General features: G+C 68.7%; 15 protein-coding genes. 9 read left to right on the top strand and 6 right to left on the bottom strand.

Features of this window, described 5'->3' with window-relative positions; all coding sequences use genetic code 11:
* Positions 1–8 precede the first annotated feature (8 nt).
* Positions 9–3,275: a carboxypeptidase regulatory-like domain-containing protein gene (locus tag NR810_RS14445; protein ID WP_257452938.1), complete on the bottom strand. Its 3,267-nt coding sequence runs from the start codon at positions 3,273–3,275 to the stop codon at positions 9–11.
* Between the two features lie 204 nt (positions 3,276–3,479).
* Here NR810_RS14445 and NR810_RS14440 point away from each other — a divergent pair, with 204 nt between their 5' ends.
* Genes NR810_RS14440 through NR810_RS14430 form a run of 3 tightly spaced genes read left to right on the top strand, consistent with a single transcriptional unit; the run spans position 3,480 to position 5,613 of the window.
* Positions 3,480–4,460: an MBL fold metallo-hydrolase gene (locus tag NR810_RS14440; RefSeq protein ID WP_257452936.1), complete on the top strand. Its 981-nt coding sequence runs from the start codon at positions 3,480–3,482 to the stop codon at positions 4,458–4,460.
* A 33-nt stretch (positions 4,461–4,493) separates the two neighbouring features.
* Positions 4,494–5,018 (top strand): DUF1993 domain-containing protein, encoded by a 525-nt coding sequence (locus NR810_RS14435; RefSeq protein WP_257452934.1) that lies wholly within the window; start codon positions 4,494–4,496, stop codon positions 5,016–5,018.
* A gap of 40 nt (positions 5,019–5,058) precedes the next feature.
* Positions 5,059–5,613, top strand: a complete 555-nt coding sequence (locus tag NR810_RS14430; protein WP_257452932.1) for a hypothetical protein — start codon at positions 5,059–5,061, stop codon at positions 5,611–5,613.
* 40 nt (positions 5,614–5,653) lie between these two features.
* Here NR810_RS14430 and NR810_RS14425 read toward each other — a convergent pair whose 3' ends face one another.
* Positions 5,654–6,184 (bottom strand): hypothetical protein, encoded by a 531-nt coding sequence (locus NR810_RS14425; protein ID WP_257452930.1) that lies wholly within the window; start codon positions 6,182–6,184, stop codon positions 5,654–5,656.
* A gap of 37 nt (positions 6,185–6,221) precedes the next feature.
* On the bottom strand, positions 6,222–6,959 hold the full coding sequence (locus NR810_RS14420; RefSeq protein ID WP_257452928.1) for an SDR family oxidoreductase: 738 nt from the start codon (positions 6,957–6,959) through the stop codon (positions 6,222–6,224).
* Between the two features lie 183 nt (positions 6,960–7,142).
* On the opposite strand from NR810_RS14420, the gene NR810_RS14415 reads away from it, so the two are divergent.
* Positions 7,143–8,060: an AraC family transcriptional regulator gene (locus NR810_RS14415; RefSeq protein WP_257452926.1), complete on the top strand. Its 918-nt coding sequence runs from the start codon at positions 7,143–7,145 to the stop codon at positions 8,058–8,060.
* Positions 8,061–8,078: 18 nt separating this feature from the next.
* Here NR810_RS14415 and NR810_RS14410 read toward each other — a convergent pair whose 3' ends face one another.
* Positions 8,079–9,719, bottom strand: coding sequence for an NPCBM/NEW2 domain-containing protein (locus tag NR810_RS14410; RefSeq protein WP_257452924.1), 1,641 nt, complete (start codon positions 9,717–9,719; stop codon positions 8,079–8,081).
* 123 nt (positions 9,720–9,842) lie between these two features.
* Between NR810_RS14410 and NR810_RS14405 the strand changes: the two genes are divergently transcribed.
* On the top strand, positions 9,843–10,580 hold the full coding sequence (locus NR810_RS14405; protein ID WP_306818192.1) for an SDR family oxidoreductase: 738 nt from the start codon (positions 9,843–9,845) through the stop codon (positions 10,578–10,580).
* Positions 10,581–10,592: 12 nt separating this feature from the next.
* Here NR810_RS14405 and NR810_RS14400 read toward each other — a convergent pair whose 3' ends face one another.
* Together NR810_RS14400 and NR810_RS14395 are read right to left on the bottom strand one after the other, a co-directional pair.
* Positions 10,593–11,693, bottom strand: coding sequence for a type II secretion system F family protein (locus tag NR810_RS14400; RefSeq protein ID WP_257452919.1), 1,101 nt, complete (start codon positions 11,691–11,693; stop codon positions 10,593–10,595).
* A gap of 135 nt (positions 11,694–11,828) precedes the next feature.
* Positions 11,829–12,266 (bottom strand): hypothetical protein, encoded by a 438-nt coding sequence (locus tag NR810_RS14395; protein ID WP_257452907.1) that lies wholly within the window; start codon positions 12,264–12,266, stop codon positions 11,829–11,831.
* Positions 12,267–12,441: 175 nt separating this feature from the next.
* Here NR810_RS14395 and gloA2 point away from each other — a divergent pair, with 175 nt between their 5' ends.
* From gloA2 to NR810_RS14375, 4 genes are all read left to right on the top strand, one after another.
* On the top strand, positions 12,442–12,858 hold the full coding sequence (gene gloA2, locus NR810_RS14390) for an SMU1112c/YaeR family gloxylase I-like metalloprotein (RefSeq protein WP_257452905.1): 417 nt from the start codon (positions 12,442–12,444) through the stop codon (positions 12,856–12,858).
* Positions 12,859–12,981: 123 nt separating this feature from the next.
* A complete protein-coding gene (locus NR810_RS14385) occupies positions 12,982–13,752 on the top strand; it encodes an ROK family protein (RefSeq protein ID WP_257452903.1) in 771 nt (256 codons plus the stop codon).
* Positions 13,753–13,891: 139 nt separating this feature from the next.
* Positions 13,892–14,140 (top strand): hypothetical protein, encoded by a 249-nt coding sequence (locus tag NR810_RS14380; protein ID WP_257452901.1) that lies wholly within the window; start codon positions 13,892–13,894, stop codon positions 14,138–14,140.
* Between the two features lie 94 nt (positions 14,141–14,234).
* Positions 14,235–15,260 carry a ligase-associated DNA damage response exonuclease gene (locus NR810_RS14375; protein ID WP_257452898.1) on the top strand — a complete coding sequence of 342 codons (1,026 nt, stop codon included), beginning with the start codon at positions 14,235–14,237 and terminating at the stop codon, positions 15,258–15,260.

The following is a 15,260-nucleotide window of genomic DNA, read 5'->3' as shown; positions in this document are numbered from 1 at the left end:
CCTCCGCCTCAGCCATCCTCGTAGCGGCGCCAGCGGGGGCGCACCTCCCATGCCGGGTCGGTACCGGGCAGCAGCTCCACCTCCTCGGCGTGGGCCTCCGAGTAGTACTCCTCGAAGCGCTGCACCAACAACGTGTAGCGCCCCGGCGGCAGCCCGCGAACACGGTACAGCCCGTTCTCGTGTGTCGCCCTGACGCCCCGCCCTCGGAGTGAGGAGAGCCCATCCGATTCATCCGGCAGCACGTGCGTGCCCGGAACGAGCCACACCGCGGAGACCGACTCCGTTACCCGGATGCTCGCCGTCCCCGCTCCTTCCAACTGGAGGTCCACCGTCAGCGCTCCCCTGGCGGGGACCTCCACCCGTCTGGGCAGGAACGCCACCGCCTGCGTCCCGGCCATAGCTCCCTCCACGTGCAGCACATGCGGGCCCGCCGGCATCGCGCGCAGCACGTACCGCCCCCGCCAGATGACCGCCGCGCCCACCGAGGCGTCCCGCTCGTCGCGCAGATCGACCCGGCCCGCCTCCACCGGAAGGCTCCCCGCCAGCACCCGCCCCTCCACCGTCGCCCCCGGTTCCAGCTCCACCACCACCTCGTCCTTCCCCGGCTCCACCGTCAGCTCCACCGTCCTGTACGACGGGTGGAGCACCGTCAACGGCAGCACCCCCTCCGTCCCCACCGTCAGGGTGAAGCTGCCGTCCCCCCGCGTGCGCGCTTGTGGAATCTCGTCCGTCTTCCGCCGGTAGGCGCGCCTCGACGCGAAGCCCTCCTCCACCGTGGCACCCACCACCGGCGCCCGCGTCACCGCGTCCACCACCCGCCCCCGCACCGTCCTCTTCGCCCGCAGCACCACGTCTCCCAGGGCCACGTCCTCGCCCCGCCGCACCTGCACCACGCGATGTGTCGTGCTCAGCCCCGGTGCCTTGAACCACAGCCGCTGCTCCCCCGTGCTCCGCATGGCCACCGAGAAGCGGCCCTCCGGGTGGCTCACCGTCCTGCTGTCCACCTCGAAGCGCGTGACGGGCGAGCCGTCCTCGCGCACCACCCGCCCGGACACGTGCGGCAGCCGCGCCAGCACCAGGCGCACCTCCTCCGTCCCTCGCGCCAGGACGTTCCACTCGCGCGGAGCCGCCATCTCCAGTGCCTCGCCGCTCGCCTCCACGTCGAGGAGGTACCCGTCCTTGTAGGCGGTGACGGCCCAGGCCCCGCCTCGCAGCCGCGAGAAGGTGAAGCGCCCATCCGGCCCGGTGCCCTCCATGTCCAGCCCCTCCCCGCCCTCGTCCTGGTACGGCTCGCCCGGCCTCACCCGCGCGAGCTCCACCGGCGTCGCCCGCACCATCGCGTACTCCAGCGGCTTGCCCTCCCCATCCACCACCACCCCCGCGAAGCCCCCCTTGCCCTCGGTGAGCCGCAGGCGCACCCGCCCCTGCTCCGAGCCACGCACCTCCACCTCCCCGTGGGCCACGCGCCGCGACAGCACCCGCCTCGCCGTCACCTCCACCTTGAATCGCCCGGGTAGCAGCCCGCTGAACACCCGCCGGCCATCCATCCCGGTGGCGCCCTGCTTCGTCTGCCGACGCATCCGCTGGTGCTCCTGGAAACCCGAAGCCGCCCCCGCACGCCGCTCGGGCTCCAGCTTCACCCAAGCGTCGACGACCGGGCGCTCCGCCTCGTCCACCACTTCCACCTCCACCGAGCCACCCCGCCGCAACACCACCTTCACCTCGCGGGCCGGAGCCTGGAGCGTCAGCCGCGCATCCAGGAAGTCCTTGTGCTCGGGCACGAGGTGCCAGGTGCCAGGCTCCGGCCCCTCCAGCACGAAAGAGCCATCCCGGCGAGAGGTGTCCCAGCGGCCCACCCTCTCGAAGAAGTCCGAGCCCTCCACGGGCTCCACGCGGGACACCTCCACTCCGCTCACGGGCGCGCCCGACTCGTCCACGGTGTGGCCCTCCACCAGCACGGAGGGCTCCAACGTCACGTCCAGCTCCTCCGAGTGCTCGTACGGGCGCGAGGGGAGGCGGTACTGCTGGTGACGCTCGGAGTCGAAGAGGAAGCGGTACGTCCCCGGCCCGGGCAGCGCGAGCAGGTAGCGGCCCTGCGCGTCCGTGAGGGTGTGCCAATCGAAGGAGGGATACTCCCCGGCGCCCCGAGCGGCATCGACCCGAGCGCCCGCGATGGGACGGCCCGCCTCGTCGGTGACGCGCCCGCTCAGCCCGAGTCCCAGACCGGGCGCGAGCTCCAACACCACGTCCTCCACATCCAGCCCGGGCTCCACCGTCACCTGCCGCGCCGCGAGCAGCTCGTCCCGGCGCACCGCCACCTCATAGATGCCTCGGCGAAGTCCCTCGAAGGTGAAGAGCCCCCGCGAGTCGGTGGTGGCTTGCAGCCGGCGGTGCTCGCCAGTGAGGAGGACGGTGAGTCCCTCGGCCGGCCCGCCTCCAGCCTCCACCCGGCCGGAGATGCGCCGGGGCCTGTACAGCGTCACCTCCTGCCCGACGTCGAACGCCGAGAGCATCCGGACGACCGCCGGCAGCAGGCCCTCCTTCTCCACCAGGAGCGTGTACTCACCCCGGGGCAGCGGACCGAGGATGGCGAAGCCATCGTCCCGGGTGGACTTCTCGAAGAGGCGCTCGGGCGCATGGAGCAGGGCGGTGAAGCGCGCGCCCTCCAGGGGCCGGCCGTCCTCGTCGCGCGCCACGCGGGAGAGCCACGTGCCATCGTCCACCCGGAGCTCGATGCCCTCCGCGCCCGCGGTCACCTCCGGGTACACGCCGGCCAGTTGCTCGCTCTGGGCCCAGAGCGTGTGGGGGCCAGCCTCCAGACCCTCCAGCCGGAAGCGGCCCGCCGCGTCCGTGACGACCCGCGCGAGTGGAGGCGCGTCGTCCCCATGCGCCACCACCCACTCCGCGAGCTGCGCGCCCACCGAGCCACAACCCAGCTCCAGCACGTCCCGCGCGCAGTGGTCCTCACAGAGACAGGGCTGCTCCACGAACACCCCGCTCCGCTGAAGCGCGGTGGCGATGACCACGATTCCAGGCACCGGACCCTGGGGGCCCACCACCGTGCCCTGGATGGACAGCGCGCCCCGTGAAGCGGCCAGGGGCATGGCGAGCAGCTCGGACATCAGGGAGGCCGCGGGACTGGCGGAGCCCTGGGAGCTCGAGCCCGTGGACGGGCCGGGCGCCGTGCGGGTCTCCCCACGAGACCCGACGAACCAAAGGAGCGCCGCCACCAACAGGAGGGCAGCGGCCACTCCGGGAATCAGCCATCTCCGCATGGAAGCCTTTCTTCGCACGGTTCATCCACCTGGAATGGCCCGAGGGGATACCGCCGCTGGTCCGGCACGTCCACCCTCTCCCGGTGTGCCCGCGCAAGCGAAGTCCGCCCACCTACCAGGGGATGGGCCAAAAAGGATCGCGCGAGAACTGGGGGCCCCTTATGTAGTGCGCCGCGCTGTTCCCGTGGCTTCTGGAGACCACCCATGTCGAGACACACCCTGCTCTTGCGCACCATCACTGTAGCAGCCCTCACGGCCGCCACTGGCGGGGGGCTCATGCCTCCCGCCGCACACGCCGCCGCACCGCAGGTCAGAACCCAGGCCCCGGGCTTCTACCGGATGATGCTGGGCGACTTCGAAGTCACGGCGCTGTCCGATGGGACCGTGAAGCTTCCCGTGGACCAGCTGATGACCAACACCCGGCCCGGTCAGGTCCAGAAGCTGTTGGCCGCCTCGTATGTCGACCTGCCCGCCGAGACCTCGATCAACGCCTACCTGATCAACACCGGCTCCAGGCTGATCCTGGTGGATACGGGCGCCGGTTCCCTTTTCGGCCCCACCGTTGGCAATCAATTGCTCACCAACCTGCGGGCCGCGGGCTACCAGCCGGAGCAGATCGACGCGGTGCTGATCACCCATATCCACCTGGATCACTCGGGCGGACTGATGGCCGGTGACAAGCGGGCCTTCCCCAACGCCGTCGTGCGCGTGGACAAGCAGGATGCCGATTACTGGCTCAGCACCGCCAACCTGGACAAGGCTCCGGCCGACAAGAAAGCCGGCTTCCAGCAAGCGATGGCTTCACTCAACGCATATGTCGAGGCGGGCAAGCTCCAGACCTTCGATGGTGACACCGAGCTGGAGCCCGGCATCCGGGCCATCGCGACCCGGGGCCATACCCCCGGACACAGCTTTTACGCCGTGGAGAGCAAGGGGCAGAAGCTGGTGCTGTGGGGTGACGTGATGCATGTCGCCGCGGTGCAGTTCCCCGAGCCGTCGGTGACCATCCAGTTCGACCTCGACTCCAAGGCGGCGGCGGCCCAACGCAAGAAGGCCTACGCCGATGCCGCGAAGCAGGGCTATTGGGTGGGCGCCGCTCACGTCTCGTTCCCGGGCATCGGCCATGTGCGCGCCGAGGGAAAGGGCTATACCTGGATCCCGGTCAACTACAGCCTGGGCCAGTGATTCAGCGCTGAGTGAACCTCCAAGGAGATGAACATGAACTTCTACCACTTCACCGTTCCGCAGCTCATCCGGACCCTGGGCCAGGTGCACCACTGGCTCGACAAGGCGCAGAAGTACGCCGAGCAGAAGAAGTTCGACGTCAACGTGCTCCTGACGGCGCGGCTCGCGCCCGACCAGTTCCACTTCACGCGGCAGGTCCAGGTCATCACCGACAACGCCAAGGGCACCGCCGCGCGCCTCGCCGGCGTCCAGGCCCCTGTCTTCGAGGACACCGAGAAGACGGTGGAGGAGCTGCGGGCGCGCATCGACAAGACGATCGCCTTCCTGAAGACGCTCACGCCGGAGCAGTTCCAGGGCGCCGCCGAGCGGACGATCACCCTGCCCTTCCTGCCGGGCCAGGGCCTCAAGGGGAGCGATTACCTGGTCGCCTTCGCCCTGCCGAACTTCTACTTCCACGCCACGACCGCCTACTCCATCCTGCGCCACAACGGCGTCGACGTGGGCAAGGGGGATTTCCTCGGCGAGGTGCCGTTCTTCGCGCTCCCCCCGTCCCCCTGACGCGGGCCTCGCGGGCAGTGACCGTGCTAAGCATGTGAGCATGGCCCCGACCCGCAAGCCCACGAAGCGTCCCGCGGTGAAGAAGCCCACCGCGAAGAAGCCCACCGCGAAGAAGCCCGCCGCGAAGAAGGTCTCCACCCGCCGCACCGCCGCCTCCGAGCAGCGGGCGGCGAAGACGCCCGGGACGAAGGCGGCCCGGCCCGCGCCGAGCACCAAACCCCTGGGGCAGAAGATGTTCCTGAAGCCCGGCATGGAGGCGGTGGTGCTCGGCGCCCCTGGAGACGCGGCCACGCTGCTGGGCGAGCTGCCCGCGGGCGCCCGCGTACGGACGAAGCTCGGTACCGGTGCCCCCTTCATCCTCGCCTTCGTGGGCAACCGCGCCGAGCTCGAGCGGCGCATGGCGGAGATTGGCCCGGCGCTCACGCCCACCACGGTGTTCTGGGTGGCCTACCCGAAGCAGTCGTCGAAGGTGGAGACGGACCTCAACCGGGACCGCGGCTGGGAGTCCGTCGAGCGGCTCGGCCTGCGGGGCATCGCGCAGGTGGCCGTGGATGCCACCTGGGCGGCCACCCGCTTCCGCCCCGGGAGCGACTGAAACCCCCGCCGCGCGGCTCTTCCCGCCCTCGCGTCCCGTTTCAACGAGCCGCCATGCCCGCCTTCTCCGTCATGCTCAGCTCGATGAGCGTGCCGCGGATGAGCTCGGCCTCCTCGCGGCCATTCAGCGGCCTGACATCCGTCCAGGAGGAGCCACCAATCCCGGAGTTACACCCGAGTGGCGTCGGATCCTCCTTCGTGCACGTCTCCCATCCATTCCTCGTGGCCCAGCCGGAGAGCACGAGGGAAGAGCCGGTCCCCAGGGGCTCGATCTCCGCGTAGAAGACGGAGCCGATGGCCGTGGAGTCCAGCTCGGTCACGGTCTCACGCAGGCCCTTGAACTGGTAGACGAGCTTGCCGGGAGCGGTCTCCTTCCGGTTCACCAGCGGAAAGCCGCGCCGGGTGAGGAGATCGATGACGCGGAGGGCCAGCTCGTCGGGAGGCTGGGCGCTGGTGAAATGCGACTGCTCGTAGCTCAGATATCTCCAGCTGCTCCCGCTGGTGTACCGAAGGGGAAAGCAGGCGGCTCCGAGAAGCAGCGGGAGGAGGAGGACGAGTCGTGAGATGCGCATGGCTGCCCCGTGACGAGGCAGCCAGGCGTTTTATTCGTCAGTGCTTGCTGGCGGTCGGCCGCACGATGATCTCGCTGACATCGACGTCCGCGGGCTGCTCGATGGAGAACAGGATGGCCTTGGCCACGGCGTCGGCCGGAATCGCGATCCGGCGGAACGCCTTCATCCCCTCCCGCGCCGCGGGATCCGAGATGCTGTCGGCGAGCTCCGACTCGGTGACCCCCGGGGAGATCACCGTCACCCGGATGTTGTCACCCGCCTCCTGGCGGAGCCCCTCGGAGATGGCCATGACGGCGAACTTGGTCGCGCAGTACACCGCCGCCGTGGGGACGACCGAGTGGCCGCCAATGGACGAGAGGTTGATGAACTGCCCACCGCCCTGCTTCTTCATCAGCGGCAGGCCCGCGGCGATGCCATGCAGAACGCCCCGGATGTTCACGTCGATCATCCGGTTCCATTCGTCGACCTTCAGGGCCTCCAGCATGGACAGCGGCATGACCCCCGCGTTGTTGATGATGACGTCCACGCGGCCGAACGAACCAAGCGCGAAGTCGACGAACGCCTCCATGTCCTCTCGACGGGTCACGTCGAGCTGCCGGTACCGGGCCGAGCCTCCCTCGGCGACGATGGCCTTCGTGAGCGCCTCGAGCCTGTCGGTACGCCTGGCGCCCAGCACCACATGAGCGCCGCGTCTGGCGAGCAGCCGGGCAGTCGCCTCGCCAATGCCACTGCTCGCTCCGGTGATGACGACGACCTTCCCTTGGATTCCAGACATTCGTAATCTCCGTGATGGGTTGTCTCAGAAGCCCCGCCGCGGGTGAGCAGCGGAACTGGGCGAAAACTAAGACCGGGGTGTCCGAGGTCGGTAGACCATTACCCGCCAGTTCTTGCCTGATCCTGCAAGGCGCCGCGAAGACGTCGGGGCGCGCCCGACCGGCCGGAGTTAAGCTGGAGCCCCATGGCAACGACCCCTCAGCTTCTGGCCGAGCTGGCCGCGTCGATCCAACGCTTCGCTCCTCGGGATGGCGTGCATCCGACGGCGATCGAGCGCCTGTCACTCATTCGCGCTTCGCGGCCCGGTGATGAGCCGCTCCATCTCGTTCATCAACCCGCGGTGTGCGTCATCGCCCAGGGCAGCAAGCGGGTGATGCTGGGCGAGGAGGTGTACCAATATGACGCCTCCCGCTACCTCGTGGCCTCGGTGGACCTTCCCGTCACGGCCCAGGTGGAGCAAGCCACGCCCCGGGCTCCCTATCTCTGCTTTCGTCTCGACATCGACCCTGGCGAGCTCGCCGACCTGGTCCTCCAGGCGGGACTGCCCGCTTCGCCCCAACGGAGCGCCTCCCGGGGCATGTTCCTCGGTCAGATCTCCCCGGTGCTGCTGGAGGCGGTGCAGCGGCTGGTGCGCTTGCTGGATACGCCCGAGGACATCCCCGCGCTCGCGCCGCTCGCCGTGCGCGAAATCCTCTACCGCCTGCTCAAGAGCGAACAGGGCTGGCACCTGCACCAGATAGCGACGAAGGAGAGCCAGACGCAGCGCATCTCCAAGGTCATCGGCTGGCTCAAGGAGCACTTCGCGGAGCCACTGCGGATCGAAGACGTGGCGCGGCAGGTGCACATGAGCACGTCCTCGCTGCATCACCACTTCAAGGCCGTCACGGCGATGAGCCCGCTGCAATACCAGAAGCGGTTGCGGCTCCAGGAGGCCCGCCGCCTCCTGCTCAGCGAGGACGTGGACGCGGCGACGGCGGGTTTCCGCGTGGGCTACGAGAGCCCCTCACAGTTCAGCCGCGAGTACAGCCGCATGTTCGGGGCGCCGCCCGCGCGGGACCTGCGGCGGCTGAGAGAGAACCTGGGAGTGCCGCTCGCATCGTGACCGGGCGGCGGTCGAGGCTCACTCCAGGCGAGCGTCCGCCCAGTCCGCGTGGTCACAGAAGCCACCATCCCCGGCGTCGCCCACGACCAGCCGGAGCTGCTTCCTGCCCTCGACGCTCACGTCCACCGACCGCGTGGCGCTCGCCCCCTTCATCGTGCCGCTGGTGAACAGCAGCTCCCCGTCCGCGTACACGGAGAAGACCACGGAGCCCGCGCTGCCCGTCTCGTCATCCACGCCGATGTCTGACTTGAAGCGGGTGTAGCCGCCCCCCTCCAGGTTGATGACGATCTCCGAGGCGGCGTGGACGCCCACGCCCTTGGAGTACGTTACCCCCGCCAGGGTGAGGGTGCGTCCATCCGTCGAGCCCTGCTCGCCGTTGCTCCGGTCCCGCTGGGCGGGGCCCACGCCGTTCTTCTGCGAGACCCACGGCAGGTCACTCACGTACACCCGGTTGTCTCGCATCACGACGTCCTGCACGTTCGTGGCGAAGAGCTTCTTCCCCTGCGTGCCGGGCACGAACGTGTTCTGCTCGATCAGGATGTTGCTCGGGTAGATGGCTGCCCCGCCATGTCCCGCGAAGATGGCATGGATTGAATGGGTGTTGGCGCTCATGTCGAAGACATTGCCGCGGATGGTGATGTCGTGTGAGTCGTTGATGATGAAGACATGGCTGCTCCACGAGGTCGATTCCGTGTAGCTGCGCGCGAACGTGTTGCCGGCCACGGTGATCGCCCGGCTCCTGTCCTCGATGTGGATCGGCTCGAAGCTGTACCCCTCGAACGTGTTGTTCAGGAGGTTCGCGCGCTGCACGTTCGCGAGCCCGATACCAAAGCCCGCGTGGTTCACGGTGCTCCGGTTGTCCCGGAAGGTGCTGTGGGAGACCTCGACGTCGGTCATTTCTCCCTGGGGCGAGTTGAACTCGAGGTCGTCGGCGAAGTTGTCATGGAACGTGCTCTGGGTGACGACGACGCCAGAGACACGGGTCTCGTGCTCACCGGGCTGGAACACGCCATAGGTCGTGTTGCGGATGGTGCACTGCTCGAGACGGATGTTGCTGTGAATCGCGGTCGCGGAGCCTGGCATGAAGATCACGCCGTGTGCATCGATCGAGCCCTCGGTGAGTCCCCCGTCGATGGTCACCCGCCGCATCGTGAAGTTGCTCGTGGGGGACAGGCGGATGATCATGGCGCTGCACTCCGCCGTCCGGACCAGCTCCAGATCCTCGAGCGTGACGTTCTTCCCGCTGACGCTGAAGAGCGAGCGATAAGCCTTGTCGTACGCGGTGTCGGCGTCCATGGAGATCCGCGAGGCGCCAGCGACACCACGCAACGTCACGTTCGAGGGGATGTTCAGCCACGGCACCCCGGCCGTCGTCAGCACGCGGCAGTCGCCCGGGGGAATCAGCAGCGTCCCGCCCCCCGCTTTCGAGAGCGCCGCGAAGGCCTTCTGGAAGGCCGTGCGCTCGTCGCGGAGGCCGTCGCAGACGGCACCGTACGTCCGCAGGTCCACCTGGGCCAGGGCCTCCTGCGTGGTCGAGACCTCGACGGGGCTCGCGAGTTCCTCCCCGTCCAGGGCGGTGTCGGGAGAGCAGCCAACGGCGGCGACGAGCAGGCTCCAGGCGCACAGCAGGGGGCGTCGGACGTGATGTCTGTTCTTCATTGTCTTCACTTCTCTCGCGGGTTTCGGGTTCCTTCGCGCCCTTGAACACCGGACTCGCGGAGATGTGTCACCGGGAGAGCCCCCTGGCGCGGGGTGGACGGCGCGGGTAGATCACCTCCCATGATGAAGAAGGTCCTCGTCCTCGGCGCCACGAGCGCCATCGCCCAGTCCACGGTGCGGCTGCTGGCCGCCCGGGGCGTGTCGTTGTACCTGGTGGGCCGCAACGCCGAGCGGTTGGATGCGGTCGCGAAGGATGCCCGGACGCGAGGTGCCGCCCGGGTGGAGACCGAGGCCCTGGACCTGGACGACCTCGCCCAGCACGAGGCGCTGGTGGAGCGCGCGGCGCTGGCGCTCGGCGGTCTGGATGGAGCCCTGCTCGCCCATGGAATCCTCGGCAACCAGGAAGCGGCGCAGCGCTCGTACGCGGAGGCGGAGAAGGTCCTCCGGACGAACTTCCTGAGCGCGGTGTCCCTGCTGACGCCGCTGGCCAACCGCTTCGAGGCCCAGAAGGCGGGGACCCTGGTGGTCATCTCCTCGGTGGCGGGAGACCGGGGGCGGCAGAGCAACTACGTGTACGGTGCCTCCAAGGGGGCCCTGAGCGTGTTCCTCCAGGGGCTGCGCAACCGGCTGGCGCGCTCGGGAGTGGCCGTGGTGACGGTGAAGCCGGGCTTCGTGGACACGCCGATGACGGCCGACATCAAGAAGAACGCCCTCTTCGCCACACCCGAGAAGGTGGCTCGCGGCATCGTCCGGGCCGCCGACTCGCGCAAGGACGAGGTCTACCTGCCCGGCTTCTGGGGCCCCATCATGTTCGCCATCCGCGGCATCCCCGAGCGCATCTTCAAACGCATGAAGCTGTGACGGGGCCGCCCGTCACTCGTCCAGCGCCTTGTTCAGCTCGCCCAGCTTGCTCTGGTAGCCCCCCTGGAGCCGGACGACCTTGCCGATGTTCGTGGCGAAGAGGAACACCGACAACAGCCCGATGACCACGAACATCAGCGTCCGCAGCGCGCGCATGCTGGACTCGGTGTGCTCCTGGGACACCTGGGCGAGCACCGGCTCCAGATCGCCCGTCCGCTCGGCGGTGGCGACGCGCCGGAGCGACTCCCCGTCGAGCACGTCGAGCCACTCCACCACATCCGTCAGGCTGGCTCCGGAGCGGAGGCGATGGACGGCCAGGGTGGTTCGGGAGCGGAGCCACACGCTCCCGGAGGCGTCGAGCGCCATCTTCAGGCTCAGCCCCGCCTCCACCCCCGCCCCGAGCGCCGCGCCCAGCACGAGGCTGAAGCGGCTGGCCTGAAGCTCCCGGTGCACGCGGCCCAGCAGGGGCACACGCATGCGCAGGCCCTCCCAGTGTGGCTCGATGGCCGGGGCCGCCAGCACCAGGGGCGCCAGGAAGGCCCCCAGCCCGATGGATGACACCAGCAGGAGATTCTGGAGCAGGTGGGAGATGAACGTCGCGAGGATCGCGTCCGCCTTCCCGGAAGCCATGATGCTGGTCGCGGTGTCCAGGAGGGAGCCACCGAAGAGGAACGCCGCCAGCAGGTAGCCGGGGTAGAGGCAGAGCATGACGGCGCGCCAGCGCATCCTCTGGGCTTCCTGCATCTGCTCGACGATGCGCGCCAGGGCCGTATCGAGTGTCCCCGAGACTTCCGCCGCCCCCAGCAGCTCCACCGTCTGCGGCTCGAACCAGCGGGGCTGACGCCGCATCGCCTCGGCCAGGCCGGAGCCCGCGGCCACGGCCTCGCCCACCTGGGCCACGGCCTGGCGGAATGGATCCTTCGCCGCACCACGAGACAGGTCGGAGAAGGCGATGGGCAGGGCCATCCCCGCCCGGATCATCCCGTGGAGCCCCTGGAAGAAGGTGAGGCGTGACCGGTGCCGGGCCATCGCCACGAGTGGATGCCGGGCCCAGGCCGTGGCCAGCCATCCGCTCCCCTCACGGGCGGGGACGGGGCGCTGTGCCGATCGCACGGCGCGGGGTTTGATCGACGAGACCGCGGGCTCCACGCGGGGAGGCCTCGGCCTGTTCAGGGGGTTGCCGTCTCGCTCTGCCACCCCCGCAGGTTAGGAGGAATCGGCACCCCATTGCCAATCGGGGCAGCCGCCTCAGAAGTAGTCGAAGCGGTTCGAGATGTACGCGCTGAGGTGATACTTGGAGTTGTCGACGTAGATCTTGAAGTAGTTGCCAACACCGCTGCTCAACCCGTAGGCCGTCCCGAGGCACTGGGTGCACACCGGGACGCCGTTCTTGGTGATGTTCCAATAGCCGTCGAGATGGTCCATTCCCGCGTTGGCCGTCAGGGAGACGAGCTGGAACTCGAAGATATCCCCGGAGATGTTCTTGGCGCGAGCGTTGACGAAGGCCTGACCGGTGGCCTCGTTCCAGCTCAGGGAGCAATTGCCAGACACGGCGGTGGCGTTGGTGGTCGACGGGTCGGACACGAACATCGGCTTGCTCGACCAGATGCTATGCACCTGACCGCTCCAGGCGATGACGGGGAACAGCGCGAACACGGCCAGCATGCCAATGCGGAGGTTCTTCATGGCGTCGTCTCCTGACGTGGTGTGAGCGCCTCGGGGCGCCTCACGGGACTCGGAATCCCGCCAGCAGGAGAAACCTGAAGCGCTAGTTTGTCAATGAATACTTGTTTTACCCTTCTGTCGTACCCCGGAGATGACTCCCTCGGGAGCATCCGATAGGGTCGAGCCATTTCGGTGAATGGACGGCCCAATGTCACCTCCTCTGTTCCGAGCCCTGCATCATGTCGCCCTCATCTGCTCGGACTACGAGCGGTCGAAGCACTTCTATTCGGAGGTCCTCGGCTTCCGGATCATCCACGAGGTCTATCGGGCCGACCGCGCCTCCCATAAGCTGGATCTCGAAATCAGCCCGACACAGCACCTCGAGCTGTTCTCGTTTCCATCGCCACCCGCACGCCTCACACGCCCGGAAGCCTGCGGCCTTCGCCATCTCGCATTCGCCGTCCAGGACATCGATCAGACACTCGCGGAGCTGCGTGCACGTGGCGTCGAGAGCGAAGAGGTTCGCGTGGATCCGGTGACCGGCCAACGCTTCACCTTCTTCCGGGATCCAGACGACCTGCCGATCGAGATCTACGAGCAGGAAGCCCGTTGAGCGGTTGAAGCCCACCGGGCACCGCCAGGCCGCGCTGTGTCCGCCCGGCGAACGGTTCGCCGATAGGGCCATTGTCGTCCGGGCAGCGGGCCCTACACTGGCGCTCCACCGCTGGAGGTACGGATGCCCCGCGAAGCTTCTCCTCGCCCGAGCCCGCGCAAGAAGACTCCCCGAGAGACCGCCGCGCCCGGTCCCCGGACGTTGGCCATCGACATTGGAGGGTCGGGCCTCAAGGCGCTCGTCCTCGGTCCGGATGGAAAGGCGCTCACCGAGCGCCACCGGGTGGTGACGCCCAAGCCCGCTACCCCCAAGGCGGTGATGGCGGCGCTGACGAAGTTGATCAAGCCCCTCGGCGAGTTCGACCGTGTGTCCGTGGGATTCCCTGGCGTGGTGGAGGAAGGGGTGACGCAGACGGCCCACAACCTCCACAAGGATTGGGAGGGATTCGACCTCGCTCAGGCCCTGAGCAAGGCGACCGGCCGCCCGACCCGCGTGCTCAATGACGCCGGCGTCCAGGGATTCGGGGTCATCGAGGGACGTGGGGTGGAGATGGTCCTCACCCTCGGCACCGGCCTGGGCTGCGCGCTGTACATCGATGGCAAGTACGTGCCCAACCTGGAGCTCGCCCACCATCCGTTCCGGCACGAGAAGACCTATGAGGAGTACGTGGGCGACGCCGCGCTGAAGCGGGTCGGCGCCAAGAAGTGGAACAAGCACGTGCAACGGGTGCTGGAGCAGATCCAACCCATCTGGAACCCGCGCCACATCTACCTGGGTGGCGGCAACGCCCAGCTCATCAACTTCCCGCTGCCCAAGAACGTGACGATCACCGAGAACATCGCCGGATTGCTCGGCGGCTTCGCGCTCTGGAAGGACGAGCCGAGGCCCCAGTAGGCCTGCTCGCTCCCCATCCGGCCCACGGAGCGCAAGACCGTCGAGCCTCATCCGGGCGTCCAGGATGCACACGATGAAGGGACGACGCGTGTCCGTCCCCGGAGCGCGTGATGCAGTTCCTCACGGATGGAGCGACATCATGGACAAGAAGGAATGGCTCAACCGGCCGATGGGCATCCCGGTGGATCCGGCGAAGCAGAAGGACCCCGAAGAGGACGGTGACAGGGTTCCCGCCGAGGGCCGGGCCGAGCGACTCAACGACGTGAGCGGCCAGAATGGTGGCCAGCGCTCCGAGGTCGGTCTGCCTTGGAAGGACACCTCGTTGGAGAGGGGTCTGTCCGACGAGTACGACAAGCACGGTGGGCGGGGTGAGCCCAAGGACGAGTGACTCCCGTCTCCACAGCGGGCGAGCGGGCCGGGTCTCGAATCCAGGCTCGCCCCGTCGCCGCTCCGCCGTGTGACGGTTATCCAGGAGAGGCCGGATGAACGTCTCCCCCTCTCTCGACAGGCCGCCACTCGTGACGGTGACCCCCGATGGGCTGTTCTGCCCACCCGGCGGTTTCCACATCGACCCCTGGCGGCCCGTGGCCCGCGCCCTCATCACCCACGCGCATGGGGACCACGCCCGGGGCGGTAGCCAGCGGTACCTCGGCGCGCGCCCCTCCCTGGGTCTGTTGCGCAAGCGGCTCGGCGCGGACTCGCACATCTCCACGCTCGACTACGGCGAGCGGCTGTCCCTCGGCGAGGTGACGGTCAGCTTCCACCCCGCCGGCCACGTGCTGGGCAGCGCTCAAATCCGCATCGAGCACCGGGGCGAAGTCTGGGTGGTGTCCGGCGACTACAAGCGAGACCCGGATCCGACGTGCGCTCCCTTCGAGCCCGTCCGCTGCGACACCTTCATCACCGAGGCCACCTTCGGCCTGCCCATCTACCGCTGGGACGACACCCGGCTCGTCGCCGCGGAGGTGCTGCGCTGGTGGGACGGCAACCGCGAGGCCGGCCGCGCCTCGGTGCTCTTCTGCTACGCGCTGGGCAAGGCGCAGCGGCTCCTCGCTGAGCTGGCCCGCCTCACGGACCGCGAGGTGCTGGTCCACGGCGCCACGCATGCACTGGTGGAGTGTTACCGCGAAGCGGGCGTGCACATGCTTCCCACCCGCCCTGTCTCCGAGGTGGAGAAGGGCACCTCCTACTCCGGTGCCCTCATCCTCGCCCCGCCCAGCGCCGCCGGCTCCACCTGGATGCGCCGCTTCGGCGAGCACGAGACGGGCTTCGCCTCGGGATGGATGCGCGTGCGCGGCAACCGGCGCCGCCGGGGTTATGACCGCGGCTTCGTCCTCTCCGACCACGCCGACTGGCCGGGTCTGTTGCGCACCGCGAAGGAGACGGGCGCCTCTCGCGTCCTCGTCACCCATGGCTCCAGCGACACGCTCGCGCGCTACCTGCGTGAACACGAGGGCCTCGACGCGGCCCCCCTTTCCACCCCCTTCGAGGGCGAGACGGAGGACTGA

This window comes from Archangium lipolyticum (assembly GCF_024623785.1).
Taxonomy (GTDB): Bacteria; Myxococcota; Myxococcia; order Myxococcales; family Myxococcaceae; genus Archangium; species Archangium lipolyticum.
This window is presented reverse-complemented; position numbering and strand designations above follow the sequence as displayed.

What these genes read in the sequence shown, in the direction of transcription:
- NR810_RS14415 (WP_257452926.1), top strand. Translation starts at nt 7,143, where the DNA reads ATGGCAACGACCCCTCAGCTTCTGGCCGAGCTGGCCGCGTCGATCCAA.
- NR810_RS14380 (WP_257452901.1), top strand. Translation starts at nt 13,892, where the DNA reads ATGGACAAGAAGGAATGGCTCAACCGGCCGATGGGCATCCCGGTGGAT.
- NR810_RS14445 (WP_257452938.1), bottom strand. Translation starts at nt 3,275, where the DNA reads ATGCGGAGATGGCTGATTCCCGGAGTGGCCGCTGCCCTCCTGTTGGTG.
- NR810_RS14425 (WP_257452930.1), bottom strand. Translation starts at nt 6,184, where the DNA reads ATGCGCATCTCACGACTCGTCCTCCTCCTCCCGCTGCTTCTCGGAGCC.
- NR810_RS14410 (WP_257452924.1), bottom strand. Translation starts at nt 9,719, where the DNA reads ATGAAGAACAGACATCACGTCCGACGCCCCCTGCTGTGCGCCTGGAGC.
- NR810_RS14430 (WP_257452932.1), top strand. Translation starts at nt 5,059, where the DNA reads ATGGCCCCGACCCGCAAGCCCACGAAGCGTCCCGCGGTGAAGAAGCCC.
- NR810_RS14440 (WP_257452936.1), top strand. Translation starts at nt 3,480, where the DNA reads ATGTCGAGACACACCCTGCTCTTGCGCACCATCACTGTAGCAGCCCTC.
- NR810_RS14405 (WP_306818192.1), top strand. Translation starts at nt 9,843, where the DNA reads ATGAAGAAGGTCCTCGTCCTCGGCGCCACGAGCGCCATCGCCCAGTCC.
- NR810_RS14395 (WP_257452907.1), bottom strand. Translation starts at nt 12,266, where the DNA reads ATGAAGAACCTCCGCATTGGCATGCTGGCCGTGTTCGCGCTGTTCCCC.
- gloA2 (WP_257452905.1), top strand. Translation starts at nt 12,442, where the DNA reads ATGGACGGCCCAATGTCACCTCCTCTGTTCCGAGCCCTGCATCATGTC.
- NR810_RS14435 (WP_257452934.1), top strand. Translation starts at nt 4,494, where the DNA reads ATGAACTTCTACCACTTCACCGTTCCGCAGCTCATCCGGACCCTGGGC.
- NR810_RS14375 (WP_257452898.1), top strand. Translation starts at nt 14,235, where the DNA reads ATGAACGTCTCCCCCTCTCTCGACAGGCCGCCACTCGTGACGGTGACC.
- NR810_RS14385 (WP_257452903.1), top strand. Translation starts at nt 12,982, where the DNA reads ATGCCCCGCGAAGCTTCTCCTCGCCCGAGCCCGCGCAAGAAGACTCCC.
- NR810_RS14420 (WP_257452928.1), bottom strand. Translation starts at nt 6,959, where the DNA reads ATGTCTGGAATCCAAGGGAAGGTCGTCGTCATCACCGGAGCGAGCAGT.